The following is a 15,885-nucleotide window of genomic DNA, read 5'->3' on the forward strand; positions in this document are numbered from 1 at the left end:
GAAAGGAACTTAATCAAGTTCCTTTTTTAATGAAAAAATGTTATGATACAAGGTAGTCTATTATATAGTAATAGTAAGCTATATATAGATTTAGTAATATTAGGAGTTTGGATGCTACTAAATTGAGTATGAGAGTAACAATTTAAAATATAAACAATGAATATGTTCAGCAGAACATAATGATAGAGAGGAAATATAAACTTTATGAGCGAAAAAAACTTTTTGCCAATATCTAAAGAAGATATGATAGAGCGTGGTTGGGATCAATGTGACTTTGTACTTGTAACAGCAGATGCTTATGTAGATCATCATAGTTTTGGAACAGCTATTATATCTCGTGTGTTAGAGTCAGCAGGTTATAAGGTTGGGATTATTGCTCAACCAGATTGGAAAACAACAGATGATTTTATGAAGCTTGGGAAGCCAAGACTTGCTTTCCTAGTTAATGGTGGAAATATGGATCCTATGGTTAATCATTACTCTGTTTCTAAGAGGATGAGAGATAAGGATCTTTATTCACCAGGTGGGAAAATGGGGCTTAGACCAGACCGTTCTACAATAGTATATTGTAATAAGATTAGAGAAGCTTATAGAGATGTAGATATTGTAATTGGTGGTATTGAGGCGAGCCTTAGACGTTTTGCACATTATGATTACTGGAGTAATAGCGTACGTAAATCTATTTTAGTAGATAGTGGAGCTGATTTACTTGTTTATGGTATGAGTGAAAACCAAATTGTTGAAGTAGCTAATGCTTTAAATGATGGCTTACGTGCAAAATATATTTCCTTTATTAATGGGACATGTTTCTTAGTAGATGATAAAGAATATGTGTATGATTATGTAGAGATTCCTTCTTTTAAAGAAGTTAGTGAAGATAAGATTAAGTATGCACAAGCCTTTAAAGTACAGTATCAAGAACAAGACCCTATTACAGGTAAAACAATCATTCAACAACATGGCAATAAGTACTTAGTACAAAATAAACCAGCAATGCCTTTAACAAGAGAAGAACTGGACAAAGTATATGCTTTACCTTATATGAAGACTTATCATCCAATTTATGAAAAAGATGGTGGTATTCCAGCTATAGAAGAAGTTAAGTTTAGTATTGTAAGTTCTAGAGGATGTTTTGGAAGTTGCCATTTCTGTGCCTTAACATTCCACCAAGGACGTATTGTACAAAGTAGAAGTGAAGAATCTATTTTACAAGAAGCTGAAGAAATGACAAACTTACCAGACTTCAAAGGATATATTCATGACGTAGGTGGTCCTACAGCTAACTTTAGGGGACCAGCTTGTTCAAAGCAACTTAAGGCTGGTGTATGTAAGCATAAAGAATGCTTAGCTCCAACTTTATGTAAGAACATGGATGTAGATCATAAAGAATATTTAGGCGTACTTAGAAAAATGCGTGAAATTCCTAAGGTTAAAAAAGTATTTGTACGTTCAGGATTACGCTATGACTACATTATGGCAGATAAGGATGACACATTCTTTAGAGAACTTATTGAGCATCATGTAAGTGGACAGCTTAAAGTTGCGCCAGAGCACATTTCAGCCAAAGTTCTAAAATACATGGGTAAACCAGCAGGTAAAACTTATGACCGTTTTAGAGAAAAGTTCTTCAAGATTAATGAACAACTTGGTAAAAAACAATATATTATTCCATACCTTATGTCTAGTCATCCAGGTAGTACATTAGATACAGCTATTGAACTTGCAGAATATCTAAGAGATATCCATTACCAACCAGAACAAGTACAAGATTTTTATCCTACACCAGGGACACTTTCAACCACTATGTTCTATACAGGATTAGATCCTATGACAATGGAAGAGGTATATATTCCACGTACTAAAGAAGAAAAAGCAATGCAACGTGCACTCCTTCAATTTAGCAATCCTAAGAAGTACGATATCGTATATGCGGCACTTGTTAAAGCAGAAAGATTAGATCTTATTGGATATGGGCCAAAATGTTTAATTAGACCACGCGAAGACCGCTTTGGTAGAGGTGGGCATGGCAAAGGACAAGGTCAAGGACAAGGAAGAAATGATGGTAGAGGTCAAGCTCAAGGCAATAATAGAGGCCAAAAATCATTAAGAAATAATAGTGGTTCAAGAAAACAAACAAGTGGTAAATCACAAGGTCATCAAAAAGGTAAAACAGTAAATACCAATACGAATAGAAGTAGTAGTAAAACTTCAAGTAGACCGTCTAAAAAACGCTAAATTTAATAGAAATAAAAAAGCTCACATTTAATGTGAGCTTTTTTATTAATCTATAAATACCTTAGTACCACTTAACATATTACTATAGAACCATTCACTATTTTCAACAGAGAGACGTATGCAACCAGCAGAGGCACGTGCTCCAAGTTCACCTTTACCTTGAAGAAGATAAGAACCTGTTTTATCAAACATTACAGAATGATAGAGATAAGTTGTACCTATAAAACCGAATGCATTCTTACAACGATATCCTTTTTCAACGCCAAAGTAAGGAACTTTTCGAGTGAGTTCATAAGATCCTTTTGGTGTTGGAGAAGAACTCTTGCCCGTTGAGCAGAGGAAGTATTTTTTTAACTTCCAATTTCCAGTACTACCTTCAAAAATAAATGTTCGTTGTAAATCTATATTGGTCCAAACGAGGTACTTAGTCTTACTAGACATATTCTTAGAATTTATGGTAGATTCAGCCCATATCAATGTATCAAAATCAATAGGATCACCCAAAGAAGATAAATCTAAATATTTTAGCTTAGTATAATAGTCAAAGAGTAAGTCATTTGTTTGGCCAAACATACTTCCATTATTATAATTGAGTTCTCGACCAGTAGCTTGCTTAATAATAGTAGTAATATACTTTTTATTATCATGTAATACATTCATTGTACGAGAACGTGTTTCTAGAGGAGAGAGGTCATAGTTACTAGGTTGCATAATAAAACCATTATCCCAATATAAATCAATGAGGGATACAGTGATAGGTGTGGGAAGATTGTTGGTAATAGTATTAGAGTTAGCAATAATATGTAGAGGTTCTTTTGGGGTCATGTGGTAAGTAGTATCAGTAATATCTATATGATAAAGCTGGCGTAGAGCACCTATAGGAATAAGAACATTATCTTCGGATACAATAGCATGGGTTTTAAAATCGCCAATCCATACGTCGGATTCATAAAGAGCAAAAGAGTTATTTTTAAAGGAAAGAGCTTGGGAAGTAGGTGAAGAAATTAGAGAAGGACTATTGATAACGACTTTACCAGAGGTGATATCATAATCAATGGGAAATCCTATAGAGCGTAATGAAGAAACAGGGACATAATCAGATTTAAATGCTGTATAGGTAGAAACTTTTTCACCATTAAAATCTAATTCAACATTGGATTGTGAGAGCTTACCCAATGGATTAGTAGACATTATATTAGCAGCAAATAAAGGAGTTGTTAAGAAAAAACAAAATAACAGAATGACACTAACTTTTTTCATAGGACACCTCTTTACAGAAATAGAATTGATATTATATATATTGAAGGAGAAGTTTAATTATACGCATTGTAATATTACGTTTATTTTACACTAGTATTTTGTATAAATAATGATATAATATATCTTGGTAAAAAATAATAATTATTATTAAATTAGAGGTGGAAAATGAAAAAGTATTATAATACAGCGTTTATTTATCTGGTTTTAGGATTAGGTTTAGGTGTATTCTATAGAGAATTTACTAAAATGCTAGGATTTGAAGGGCAAACTGTATTAAGAGGTTTACATACTCATGTAATCGTATTAGGATTTATCTTTTTTATGATTGTATTATTACTTGAAAAAAACTTCAATATAAATGGGCTAAAACAAAGTAAAGTATGGTTTATATTCTATAATATTTCATTCGTAGCAGTTATTGTAACTATGCTAGTAAGAGGTATTTTAGAAGTTAAAGGGCTAGATATGGCTGGACTAAGCCATATGGCTGGGCTTGCACATGCTCTTATGGGTGGTGCTTTAATTTGGTTTATGATTTTATTAGGAAAAGCAATTAAAGATAATTAATAATAGAAAAGAGGTGTTGCATTCATGCAACACCTCTTTCTTTAGGTAGTTATTTACTACGTCTAAAGTCTTTATATCCAATTAATACAATCCATACATAAGCTAATGTTTTAGGAATCATAAGCATACCTACGATTCTAATAGTTGTGCCCCAAAGAACAACTGGAACATAGAAGAAGAATGAAAGAAATACTGCGATAGCCATGTAGATATAGTCTTTATCTTGATGTTTACGAGCTTCTTGATACATAATAACAATCATAATAATTCCCATGATAGCAAAAGGAATATTACGATAGATACCCCAAGAGATAGGAGCATTATAGTTAAGCCAATCATTAGCAGGGAAGAAACAAAGAATAATACGAATGAGTGCTAAAGTATAAATACTGGTAGTAAGAACTTTAGTTTCTTCTTTTGTCTTATTAAATCGTACTTGCCAGATCTTATAAAGTACAACGTAGAAGATAGTCATTGTGATAGAAGTAATAAACTTACCAATTCCAAGGGCAGTAGCATTAGCCTCAAGACCTATAGTAAGTAGGCCGTATGCTCTAGGAATGAGATGGAATGCATCACCAAATCCAAGTAAGACAGACATATAACCAAATAATTTTACATATGTATTTTTCCCTTTTAAAATCATTTGTAGTCCCAAAATAATAACTGTTGATAAATAAACCACATCAAATAATGTTTCCATAATAGCTTGCATAAAAAATCCTCCTTGTTTTGAACGATGTTCATTTAGATGGCTGAAAAAATCATATCTATAAAAGATATGATTAAGGCAGTAAAAGTTTTTTTAAAATAAGATCAAAGTATTGATAGTCACGTTGACGTTTTTTAAGCATTATTAAAAAATTCGAGAGAATAAAGTCTACAATTTGATGTTTGCCTAAGGATTCATAAATATTAGGTTCAAATTGTAGGCGATGTGTTTCTAAAAGTTCCTCAAAAACTTGTAAAAAATGCCTCATATAAGCAAGTTCTCGTTCCTTTCCATACTGTTTATTTAGATCAGTAAGATTAGCTAATTCTTTTAACCAAGAACTTCTAAATTGTTCTAGATAATTAAACATATAGAAATAAAGAACTTCAAGCTGTTTAAAAAAGTCTAGATTAGGATCATAAGCATGGTGAAACTCTTTAAAACAATTATTCCAAAAATCTTCAATAATAGCAACGATGAGATCCATCTTATTTGGAAAATAATTATAAATCGTACCTAATGCAATATCACATTCTTTGGCCACTCGACGCATATTAACAGCAGATAGCCCTTCTTCGTGTGCGATATTAGAAGAGGTAGACAAAATTAATTCCCTTGGGTTATTAATAGTACGTGACATATTTTCACCTCTCTAAATGAACTATGTTCATATAATAAAATATTAATACGCTATAGTCAATAGCTTTTGTATAGATTTAAGAAATATAAATTCAGCTCTAGTTTATTAAATTAGCTTAAGAGAATAAATGAATAGAATAAGGTTAATAAATGACATACTAAGAGAGCACATACAATAAGCACATAACAAAAACTGTTTCAACTAAACAAGGAGTAGGAGCCATGTTTTGATTGAAACAGTTTTTATTTATTGTTAAAATAGTATAGCATAATTAGAAAAAAACAAGTATCATAGATAGTATCATCATAAAGTATATATATTTTATTTAAATGTTGTTAAGATTTTTAAGTTATAATAAGAATAATTAAAAATACGTAGGGAGAATCAAGATGAAAAAATTTAAGAAACTCGTTGCAATCTTAGGATTAGCAGCAATCACTGTAGCAGCTGTAGGATGTAGCCAAGCAGAAGCAAAATCAAATGAAGATACAACAAATGCAGCAGCACAAGAAAAAACTCAAGAAGAAACAGATAAAGAAAAAGCGGAACAAGAAAAAATTGTTGTTGCTGATGTTAATGGTGAGACAATCTCTCTTGCTGATTTAAATTCTGAGCTTGTATACCTTGAGCAACTTCTTATGATGCAATTTGGAGAAAACTTCAAAGAAAATGAAGATGCTATGGCTTACTATAAAGAACAACAAAAACTTATTTTAGATTACTTAATTGAGTCTAAATTAGTTGTTCAACAAGCAGGTGAAAATGGCATTAATGTTACAGATGAAGAAATAAAAGAACAAATTGAGCAAGTTAAACAAGCTAATGGTATTACAACAGATGAAGCATATGAAACAGCATTAGCACAACAAGGTTTAACACCAGAAACTTACTCCCAATTCATTAAAGAAAGCTTAATTATTGCTCAAACAATGGAATTAGTTACAAAAGATGTAACTACTAATGAAGATGAAGTTAAAGCTTATTATGATGACAACATTGCAAAATATACAAAAGCGGCTGGAGCAAATATGGCTCACATCTTAGTTGCAACAGAAGATGAAGCCAAACAAGTTAAAAAAGAATATGAAGAAGGTAAAACATTCGAAGAACTTGCTTCAACATATGGAACTGATGGAACAAAAGACCAAGGTGGAAGCTTAGGCTACATTCCTTATGACTCACAACAATATGATGCAGACTTCTTAGCAGGAGCTAAAGGCCTTAAAGAAGGAGAAGTATCAGCACCAGTAAAAACACAATTTGGTTACCACCTTATTAAAGTTACAGATGTACAAAGTGAGCCAGTTGTAACACCATTTGAGGATGTAAAAGCAGCGGCAGAACAAACTGTTTTACAAGACAAGCAATATGGTGTATTTGAAGAATATCTTAAAGGTATTAGAGAAAAAGCTACTATAGAAATTTTTGAAGATAAATTAAATTAGTAAAGTAAAAATGGGGTCGTTTAGAACGGCCTCATTTTTTATTTATTATAAGAATTAGAAAGCTGAAAACGACATTTCAAAGGGAAAAGTGTATAAGTCAGAAGCTAAATATGGTAAACAATAGATAAATGAATTATGATAAGGATAAGAGATATAATTAGAAGATAGTATAAGAAAATGAGGGGATTTATATGAAAAAGAAGTGGTTATTAAGTTTAGCAGTATTGCTTGCAGCACAAGTAATGCCAGTACAGCCAATTCAAGCCCAGGAGGTAGTAGCAATCAAACAAGAGAATACAAATACTCTAGAACAGATTGCACAAGCTAAGGCTAAAATACAAACGACTATGTTAGGGACTACCAGTTTACAGTATGCTTTGATAGATAATGGTGATATTGTCCTATCAGGCGTAGAAGGTGTATATAGTAAAACTGAAACAGGGACATTAGATCAAAATACTATGTATGGTATAGGCTCTACAAGTAAAATGTTCACTACAGCAGCTGTTATGAAATTAGTTGAAGAAGGTAAAGTAGACCTAGATAAATCAGTTACAACATATATTCCGGAATTTAAAATGAAAGATGAACGTTATAAAGAAATTACAGTTAGAATGTTACTTAATCATTCATCAGGTTTAATGGGATCTACTTTTAATAATGCATTTTTACTTGATGATTTTGACACAGAGGCACATGATAATTTATTAAAACAATTATCTACACAACGTTTAAAGGCTAATCCAGGAGAGTATTCAACTTATTGTAATGATGGGTTTACCTTAGCAGAAATAATAGTAGAACGCGTAAGTAATATGGACTTTACAAGTTTTCTACATACATATATAACAACGCCAATGGAATTAGACAATACTAAAACATCTCAAGATGAAGTGAATGATGAACAATTTGCAAGAACATATACAGCAACGACAGGTGGATTAACACCTAGGGATTGTGCTAATGTTATTGGGACTGGTGGTATTTATTCAACAGCAGAAGATCTTTGTAAGTTCTCTAATCTATTTATGAGAGATAGTGAAAAAAGCTTATTAGATGTATCTTTAGATGCAATGGAAGTAAATGAAGCTGAAAAAGGTATCTGGGCTGAGGCAGAAAATACTGGATTAGCATTTGGGTTAGGATGGGATAATGTAAATACATACCCATTTAACGAATATGGCATTAAAGCGCTTGTAAAAGGTGGGGATACCTTATTGTATCATGCAAGCTTAATTGTGCTACCAGAGTATAATATGGCAGCAGCAGTTGTATCATCAGGTGGAGCAAGTACCTATAATCAGTTTTTAGCAACTGATATATTGTTAGAACAACTTAAGGCAAAAGGTATTATTGATGAAATTAAGCCAACACCTACAGTAGAGGTACCTGAGCAAGTAGAAATGCCACAAGAGCTTATACAACAAAATAACATATATATCAATAGCATGGGTGTATATGGAGTAGAGATTACTTCCGAAGGTGTATTAAATCTTATTTGTTATAATATGACTGTTCCAGTACAAAGCTTTGTTTATACAACCGATGGGGATTTTGTAAGTAAAGAAACAGGTGTAAGAGTTAGCGTTGTAACAGAAGAAAATGGAAAAGATTATTTATATGTAGAAGGTATACAAACTATTCCAGGGCTTGGTAGCATACCTGTGTCAGAGTATCAACTAGAAAAGGTTGAAGCTATAAGTGTTGATCAAAAAATAGAGGATGCATGGAAAAATAGAGTAGGTAAGCCTTATTACCTTCTTAATGAAAAATATTCAAGCCAAGTTTACTTAAATGCTCCAGTGGGAATGTTAACTATGACAAATGAATTACCGGGCTATGTAAGTAATAATAAAATCATTAGTGAAAATGAGGCACAAGCAGTGGTTCAACTTCCAAGTGGTGGCGGGCGTGATTTAGGTGATATCTCTATGTATGAAAAAGAGGGTATAGAATATATGAACCTACAAGGTGGTATATATATGCCAATAGATGCAATTAAAGATTTAGCAAATGCTAAAGAAGCCATTTGTACAATTGGTGAAGAAGGATACACAAGATGGTTTAAGATACCAAGTACATTAGCAGGAAAAACCATTGTAGTGGAAGTACCAGAAGAAAGTGCAATTATGGTTTATGATAAAAATGGTTTGAATGTAGAAAATACTTATCTTACAAAAAGTAATAACGTTGTTTTACCAGAAGGCGGAATGATTGGATTTGTAGGAGAAGCAGGTGCACAATTTAGTTACAAATTAAAATAAAGATTTAATTTATAAAAGAACACTACATAAACATGTAGTGTTCTTTTAATGTTTCCTACTAAGTTCTTAAGTGAAGTCCTTAGAAGTGCTTCACTTAACTCTAATTAAAAAGAGAATTAAATAAGGAGTGTAACACATAGTGCCACACTCCTCTATAAAATGGAAAGGAAACGTTAACCGAGTTTAAAAGAACTTTTAAGTGGTACGATACGGTTGAATACAAGGTGATCAGGTGTAGTATATTTATTATCTACATTGAAGAAACCATGACGTACGAATTGGAATTTATCTAAAGGTTTAATGTCTTTACTACCAGTTGATTCAATGAATCCTTGAACAATTTCAAGAGAATTTGGATTGATTTGTTCTAAGAAGTGTTTACCTTCGTTTTCTGGTAGGTCATCTAAAATAAGTGGCTCAAATAATCTAAACTCACATGGTACTGCATCATTTGCATTAACCCAATGGATAGTAGCTTTAACTTTACGCCCTGTAAAGCCAGAACCACTCTTTGTTTCAGGGTCATAAGTACAGTGGATTTCTGTAACATTACCGTTTTCATCTTTGATAACATCTGTACATTTAACAAAGTAAGCACCTTTAAGGCGAACTTCATTACCAGGGTAGAGACGGAAGTATTTTTTTGCCGGTTCTTCCATGAAATCTTCTTGTTCAATGTAAATTTCACGAGAGAATGGCACAAGACGTGTACCCATAGTCTCATCTTTAGCATTGTTTTCGATTTCAAGCATTTCTACTTGTCCTTCAGGATAGTTAGTAATAACAAGTTTAAGTGGTTTCATAACTGCCATAAGAAGAGGTGCCTTTGGAAGAAGGTCTTCACGAAGGAAGTAATCTAACATTTGGCTATCTACAGTAGAATCTGCTTTAGAAACACCAATTTCACGACAGAATGTACGAATAGCTTCAGGTGTGTAACCACGTCTTCTAAGACCAGCAATAGTAGGCATACGAGGGTCGTCCCAACCATCAACTACATGCTCGTCTACAAGTTGTTTAAGTTTACGTTTACTCATAACTGTGTTTGTCATGTTAAGACGTGCAAACTCGATTTGGCGAGGAGTGCTTTCCATCTCACATTCACGAACAAACCAATCATAGAGAGGTCTATGGTCTTCAAACTCTAATGTACAAATAGAGTGTGTAATGCCTTCAATAGCATCTTCTAATGGATGAGCAAAGTCATACATTGGATAGATACACCATTTATCACCTGTATTGTGGTGAGTAGAATGTGCAATACGGTAGATAATAGGGTCACGGAAGTTGATATTTGGAGAAGCCATATCAATTTTCGCACGAAGCACTTTAGAACCATCTGGGAATTCACCATTTTTCATACGTTCAAGAAGGTCTAAGTTTTCTTCTACAGTACGGTCTCTATATGGGCTTGGTTTACCAGGTTGGCTAAGTGTACCACGATATTCACGCATTTCTTCTGGTGTAAGGTCACATACATATGCTAGCCCCTTTTTAATAAGAAGGATGGCTTTAGCATACATAATATCAAAGTAATCAGATGCAAAGTAAAGGTTGTCCCAATCAAAGCCAAGCCATTTTACGTCTTCTTTGATAGATTCAACGTACTCTGTATCCTCTTTTACAGGGTTTGTATCATCAAAACGAAGGTTTGTTTTTCCATTAAATTCGTCACCTAAACCAAAGTTAAGGCAGATTGATTTGGCATGTCCAATATGAAGGTAGCCATTTGGTTCAGGTGGGAAACGTGTAATAATTTCTTTATGTTTTCCACTGTTAAGATCATCAATAACAATGTTTTTAACAAAGTTAGATGAATTTATTTCATTTGACATAAGAAGTACCTCTCTAATCTTCAAAAAGAATTCATTTCTATATATTACCTCTATTTTAATCCAATCGACCAAAAAAATAAAGGGCTAAAGCCCTTTGAAATGAAAAATTTATGAAGAATTTAATCTTTTTTAGCTGCACATTGCTTACAAACTTTAGTTTTATTTTTTTCCCACATGAGTTTAACACGTGGTCTATTACAGAGTGGACAAGTACCTCGCCAATTTTTTTCTTTTTTAGCCCAAGGGCCACGTTTTGTTTTTGCCATTTTTTATCCCCCTAATATAAAACAAGATTATAGTTAAATATATTAAGCTTTGGACAAGATTATGCAGATTGATTGAAATAAAAGTGTTAATTTAATCCGATTAAGGAAGTAATAAGCTATAATAAATATAAAAAAACTACTAATAATAAGAATGTAACAAGGTATTCATTTAAGGAGGGATTGAATGATGGCTAATACACGTTCAGCAATGAAAGAAATGGTTAGAGATATTAAAAGAGTTATGAAAAAAACCATAAGAAAAATAAGCTAATTGTACTCTCCCTTTAAGGTGAAGCAGATGGTATAAACCAATTGCTTCACTTTTTTTATACCTATTATCATTTATTGCAAAAATGTTTAATTTAAGTATAATAGAGGTATTGGAATTTAGTTGGGAGAAAATGTAAAGGGGTTAGTATAATGAAAGCAAACAAAAGAATATATATAGCATACATTTTACTAGTTACTATTCTTATTAGTCCGAGATTATTTGCAAGTCAAAAAGTTATGATTCAGGGAGTACCCATTATTAATCAACATCCAGAACTACCAACAGGATGTGAGTTAACAGCATTGACTATGCTACTGCAATATAATGGAGTTAAAGTTTCTAAACAACAAGTGGCTAAAGAAGTTGTAAAGGTTCCAATACCCTATACAAGTAACGGAAAGTTATACGGAGGAGATCCGAATAAAGGATTTATAGGAGATCCATTTAGTAAAAATGGATTTGGTGTTTATAAAGATGCTATTCTTCCTATAATAGAAAAATACTTACCAGGTAGAGCAGAAGATTTAAGTGGTGGGGACTTTAGCCAAATATATAAGGCATTAGATGAGGGGAAACCAGTTATGCTCTGGACTACCATAGCTATGCTGAATGTAGATGAGAAAAAAAACTATTGGACTACATTAGAAGGTAAAACAATAGAATGGAAAACACCAGAACATGCAATGGTGGCTATAGGGTACGATGATGAATACATCTATCTTAACGATCCTTACGTTGGTAAGCAAAGGCAATATAAAAAGGAAATTGTTATTAATAGATGGTCTGATATGGGCAAACAAGCGATAGCTATTAAACCTAGTAAAGCACTTCCAAAGGTTGAGGTTCTTAAGAAGCAAAATGCTCTAATTGAAAATATTACATATATAAACTTTATTACAGTAGATGAACAAGGTACTTGGATACAGGCAAGAATGTTACCTAATGTTTTCCCTTCTACAGGTGTTTCTTATGATGAAAAAACATATTCAGTAGTTATAGATGTAAAAGCAAAGAATATTGATCCACAACTTTTTAAATCTATTCAAGTAGATAAGAGTATCAATCAAGCAATACCAAAAATAGAACAGATAAATTATCATAGTCAATTAAAACTACAGCCTACGGATAAGGACCTAGTGACTTATAATATGGAAGGTAAAAGAGTAGATATGGTCTATAAGATGATTGATGGTATTACCTATATAAATAAAGAATGGGTAGAAAATTTTTATAGTATGCCTATTAAAGTAATAGATTAATTAAATAAAAAGCCATCTACAATGAGGTTATTGTTTATACTCATTGTAGATGGCTTTTATTAATTAGAGAAACTAATTAATATGTTGACTTTGGAAGCCTTCACGAGGAATAGAATGTTTTTTTGCATTACGATTATGGTTTTGATTTTCTGCTGTAAGAGGAGTTTGATAATTACATTTTTCCATACGTTTTTGTTTATTGTCTATTTGACTATCTTTAGGCATGTTGAAAATCTCCTTTAATAAACATATTTAAATTCTAACTACTATTAGGATGGATTACTAAAGCTCTTTATATACTGGAAATATTAGATAAGCGATTATTTAGAGAATGAAATAAGACACACTTACACATAGTAAAATAAGAATGAGAGAAAATATAAAATATAGTAAGAGGTTAAAGAATGAAACAAGTGATAGTTGCTTTTGGAGGTTCTTTTAATCCGCCTACTAATTCACACTTTTCCTTAGCAGAGCAAATTTACTGTAACTTTGAAGAAGTAGATTGCATTATGTTTGTACCAGTATCAGATTTATATCCTAAAAAGGACTTACTAAGTGCTCATTATAGAGTTGAGATGCTTAATTTAGTATGCAAACGTAATTCACATTTTAAAGTATCAACCATAGAAATAGATTCACCCGTATTACTCAATAGTATTGAAACTTTAAGAGGTCTTCAAGAAGCTTATGAAGATCATGAAATCTGGTTAACATTAGGAACAGACAATTTAAAGGTACTAACTTCTTGGCCAGGGTACCAAGAAATTTTAGAAAGGTTTAAGTGTTTAGTATTAGAGCGAGATCAAGATGATTTTAATACGATTGTTATGCAAGATGAAATATTAAAGAAACACAAAGATAGGTTGATTAAAGTAAAAGATAGTATTCATAGTGATTCTAGTGCCACGTTGCTTCGAAATAAATTAAGAGAGGGAAAAAGCATACGTTATATGTTACCCGATGAAATTTATTTTTATATCAAGGAAAAAGGACTCTATACAGTTGTAGAGACCTCACATAATAAAATTGGGTAAAATGATATACTATGATATAATGATTTTGAAAGAAATATGGATTTACACTAGCTTTTATTATGAAAAGAACATAATTTGCAATACTTGAAGAAAGGAATGACAGTAAATGGATGAAAAGAGATTAGAACACAGATTAAATTGGATTCGTGAGCATGTCAAAGCCTCTGGATGTAAAGGTGTTGTAGTTGGAGAAAGTGGTGGAAAAGATTCGGCTACAGTAACTGCACTTTGTGTACGTGCTTTGGGAAAAGAGAATGTAGTAGGAGTTACTATGCCTTGTAATTCTTTATCTACAGATATGGAACATGCTCGCCTTGTAGCAGATGCATTTGGTATTAAACTACTTGAAGTAAATATTGCAAGTACCTTTAATACATTAAAAGAAACAATACAACAAGAGCAAGAAATTAGTGACTTAGCAGCTGCTAATATTAAACCACGTATTCGTATGACAACTTTATATGCAGTAGCTCAATCATTAAACTATCTTGTTATTGGAACAGATAATTTAAGCGAAATGGTGATGGGGTATTTCACTAAGTGGGGCGATGGAGGCTATGACTTTAATCCTCTAGGTGATTTAACAATGCAAGAAGTGTTAGAACTAGGACGTGAACTAGGTGTTCCAGAACCAATCCTAACAAAAGCACCATCCGCAGGCCTTTGGGAAGGACAAACAGATGAAAAAGAGATGGGTGTAACCTATAAAGCAATAGAAGAATACATTAAAACAGGGACAACGGATAAAGAGTCACTTGCAATTATTGAAAGAACTCACCGAAATACCCAACATAAACGTGAAATGCCATATATTTATAGAGGGTATACTGAAGAATAGGTATAACTCAAGCATCCCTCTTGCTAACTACCCAAGAGGGATATAGTTATTAAAAGGAGAGAAGAATAAAGATGACATGGCAAATCAAAAGATTTGATAAGCTTACTCCAGAAGAAATATATGATGTAATTAAGTTAAGATTAGAGGTATTTATAGGAGAACAAGGGTGTTCTTATGAAGATTTAGATGATAGGGATAAGAAAGCTTCACATGTCTTTTTATATGATGCTGATAATGTTGTTGCGTATTGCCGTATACTAGATGCCGGAGTAGCTTATGATGAGCATTCTATAGGACGTGTATGTATACATAAAAACTATAGAAATCAAGGTCTCGCAAGAGAAATGATGAAAAGAGCAATGGAATTTGTTAAAGAAGAGAATAGGGATAATCAAATCAAGATTTCCGCACAAAGTTATATCCTTCCATTTTATGAAAGTTTAGGATTTGAAGTCATATCAGAGCCTTACTTAGAAGAAGGAATTGAGCATAGAAAGATGAAATGGAAATAACATAATGTAGAAACTGAACATGACATATGTTATGATAGATGAAAAAAGTTATAACTATTGAGTGGAGGAAACTATGGAACATATAATTGTAATTGGTATGGCTGGAGGCACAGGTTCAGGTAAAACTACTTTAGCAAATAAAATAAAAGAGGCTTTTGGTGATGATGTTGTAATGCTTTGCCATGATTATTACTATAAATCAAATTCAAATTTACCATTTGAAGAACGTGTCAAATTAAATTATGACCACCCAGATGCTTTTGATACTGATTTAATGATTGAACATATTCAAAGGCTTAAAGATGGAGAAATTATTCATCATCCAGTGTACTCATTTGTGGAGCACACAAGACTTGAAGAATGTGTAGAAGTAAAACCTGCTAAAGTTATTATCGTAGAAGGAATTTTAATCTTTGAGAACAAAGAACTTTGTGACCTTTGTGATATTAAAGTATTTGTAGATACAGATGCAGATGTACGTATTTTACGTAGAGTAATTAGAGACGTAAAAGACAGAGGAAGAGACATTGATTCTGTAGTAAGCCAATACTTAAATACTGTTAAGCCAATGCATGAACAATTTGTAGACCCTAGTAAAAAAAGAGCAGATGTTATTATACCAGAAGGTGGATTTAATTCTGTAGCATTAGAAATGCTTTTAGAAAGAATTCGTACTTTTGTTAACCGCTAAAGAAGTTAAATAATATAACAACAGTAAGCTACACCAAAACTTAATATAATTTT

15 protein-coding genes are annotated in these 15,885 nt (G+C 32.4%); 9 read left to right on the forward strand and 6 right to left on the reverse strand.

Going from position 1 to position 15,885, the window contains the following annotated elements:
• Positions 1-204: 204 nt before the first annotated feature.
• Entirely contained in the window at positions 205-2,235 is a 2,031-nt protein-coding gene (locus BN2390_RS02865) for a YgiQ family radical SAM protein (RefSeq protein ID WP_053982840.1), read from the forward strand.
• 45 nt (positions 2,236-2,280) lie between these two features.
• Here the strand turns inward: BN2390_RS02865 and BN2390_RS02870 are convergent, their stop codons facing one another.
• On the reverse strand, positions 2,281-3,495 hold the full coding sequence (locus tag BN2390_RS02870; RefSeq protein ID WP_053982841.1) for a L,D-transpeptidase: 1,215 nt from the start codon (positions 3,493-3,495) through the stop codon (positions 2,281-2,283).
• Between the two features lie 165 nt (positions 3,496-3,660).
• Between BN2390_RS02870 and BN2390_RS02875 the strand changes: the two genes are divergently transcribed.
• Positions 3,661-4,062, forward strand: coding sequence for a DUF2871 domain-containing protein (locus tag BN2390_RS02875; protein ID WP_053982842.1), 402 nt, complete (start codon positions 3,661-3,663; stop codon positions 4,060-4,062).
• Positions 4,063-4,111: 49 nt separating this feature from the next.
• Here the strand turns inward: BN2390_RS02875 and BN2390_RS02880 are convergent, their stop codons facing one another.
• Complete coding sequence (locus tag BN2390_RS02880; RefSeq protein WP_053982843.1) at positions 4,112-4,777, reverse strand: hypothetical protein; 666 nt, start codon at positions 4,775-4,777, stop codon at positions 4,112-4,114.
• 70 nt (positions 4,778-4,847) lie between these two features.
• Complete coding sequence (locus BN2390_RS02885; protein ID WP_053982844.1) at positions 4,848-5,414, reverse strand: TetR/AcrR family transcriptional regulator; 567 nt, start codon at positions 5,412-5,414, stop codon at positions 4,848-4,850.
• Positions 5,415-5,803: 389 nt separating this feature from the next.
• On the opposite strand from BN2390_RS02885, the gene BN2390_RS02890 reads away from it, so the two are divergent.
• Together BN2390_RS02890 and BN2390_RS02895 are read left to right on the forward strand one after the other, a co-directional pair.
• Positions 5,804-6,859 carry a peptidyl-prolyl cis-trans isomerase gene (locus tag BN2390_RS02890; RefSeq protein ID WP_053982845.1) on the forward strand — a complete coding sequence of 352 codons (1,056 nt, stop codon included), beginning with the start codon at positions 5,804-5,806 and terminating at the stop codon, positions 6,857-6,859.
• Positions 6,860-7,050: 191 nt separating this feature from the next.
• Positions 7,051-9,123, forward strand: a complete 2,073-nt coding sequence (locus BN2390_RS02895; protein ID WP_053982846.1) for a serine hydrolase domain-containing protein — start codon at positions 7,051-7,053, stop codon at positions 9,121-9,123.
• A 173-nt stretch (positions 9,124-9,296) separates the two neighbouring features.
• Here the strand turns inward: BN2390_RS02895 and BN2390_RS02900 are convergent, their stop codons facing one another.
• Together BN2390_RS02900 and BN2390_RS21885 are read right to left on the reverse strand one after the other, a co-directional pair.
• Complete coding sequence (locus BN2390_RS02900; protein ID WP_053982847.1) at positions 9,297-10,958, reverse strand: glutamine--tRNA ligase/YqeY domain fusion protein; 1,662 nt, start codon at positions 10,956-10,958, stop codon at positions 9,297-9,299.
• Between the two features lie 119 nt (positions 10,959-11,077).
• On the reverse strand, positions 11,078-11,224 hold the full coding sequence (locus BN2390_RS21885; protein ID WP_198524845.1) for a hypothetical protein: 147 nt from the start codon (positions 11,222-11,224) through the stop codon (positions 11,078-11,080).
• A gap of 420 nt (positions 11,225-11,644) precedes the next feature.
• Between BN2390_RS21885 and BN2390_RS02905 the strand changes: the two genes are divergently transcribed.
• Positions 11,645-12,754 (forward strand): C39 family peptidase, encoded by a 1,110-nt coding sequence (locus BN2390_RS02905; RefSeq protein WP_053982848.1) that lies wholly within the window; start codon positions 11,645-11,647, stop codon positions 12,752-12,754.
• A 72-nt stretch (positions 12,755-12,826) separates the two neighbouring features.
• Here the strand turns inward: BN2390_RS02905 and BN2390_RS21890 are convergent, their stop codons facing one another.
• Complete coding sequence (locus BN2390_RS21890; RefSeq protein WP_198524846.1) at positions 12,827-12,979, reverse strand: hypothetical protein; 153 nt, start codon at positions 12,977-12,979, stop codon at positions 12,827-12,829.
• Between the two features lie 179 nt (positions 12,980-13,158).
• Here BN2390_RS21890 and nadD point away from each other — a divergent pair, with 179 nt between their 5' ends.
• The 4 genes from nadD to udk all read left to right on the forward strand — a co-directional run bounded on the left by nadD (position 13,159) and on the right by udk (position 15,832).
• A complete protein-coding gene (gene nadD, locus BN2390_RS02910; protein ID WP_053982849.1) occupies positions 13,159-13,791 on the forward strand; it encodes a nicotinate (nicotinamide) nucleotide adenylyltransferase in 633 nt (210 codons plus the stop codon).
• A gap of 106 nt (positions 13,792-13,897) precedes the next feature.
• Positions 13,898-14,629: an NAD(+) synthase gene (gene nadE, locus BN2390_RS02915; protein WP_053982850.1), complete on the forward strand. Its 732-nt coding sequence runs from the start codon at positions 13,898-13,900 to the stop codon at positions 14,627-14,629.
• A 71-nt stretch (positions 14,630-14,700) separates the two neighbouring features.
• Positions 14,701-15,141 (forward strand): GNAT family N-acetyltransferase, encoded by a 441-nt coding sequence (locus tag BN2390_RS02920; protein ID WP_053982851.1) that lies wholly within the window; start codon positions 14,701-14,703, stop codon positions 15,139-15,141.
• Between the two features lie 73 nt (positions 15,142-15,214).
• On the forward strand, positions 15,215-15,832 hold the full coding sequence (gene udk, locus BN2390_RS02925) for a uridine kinase (RefSeq protein ID WP_053982852.1): 618 nt from the start codon (positions 15,215-15,217) through the stop codon (positions 15,830-15,832).
• Positions 15,833-15,885: the final 53 nt, after the last annotated feature.

Origin of the sequence: Niameybacter massiliensis (assembly GCF_001282685.1) — a bacterium.
GTDB lineage: Bacteria > Bacillota > Clostridia > Lachnospirales > Cellulosilyticaceae > Holtiella > Holtiella tumoricola.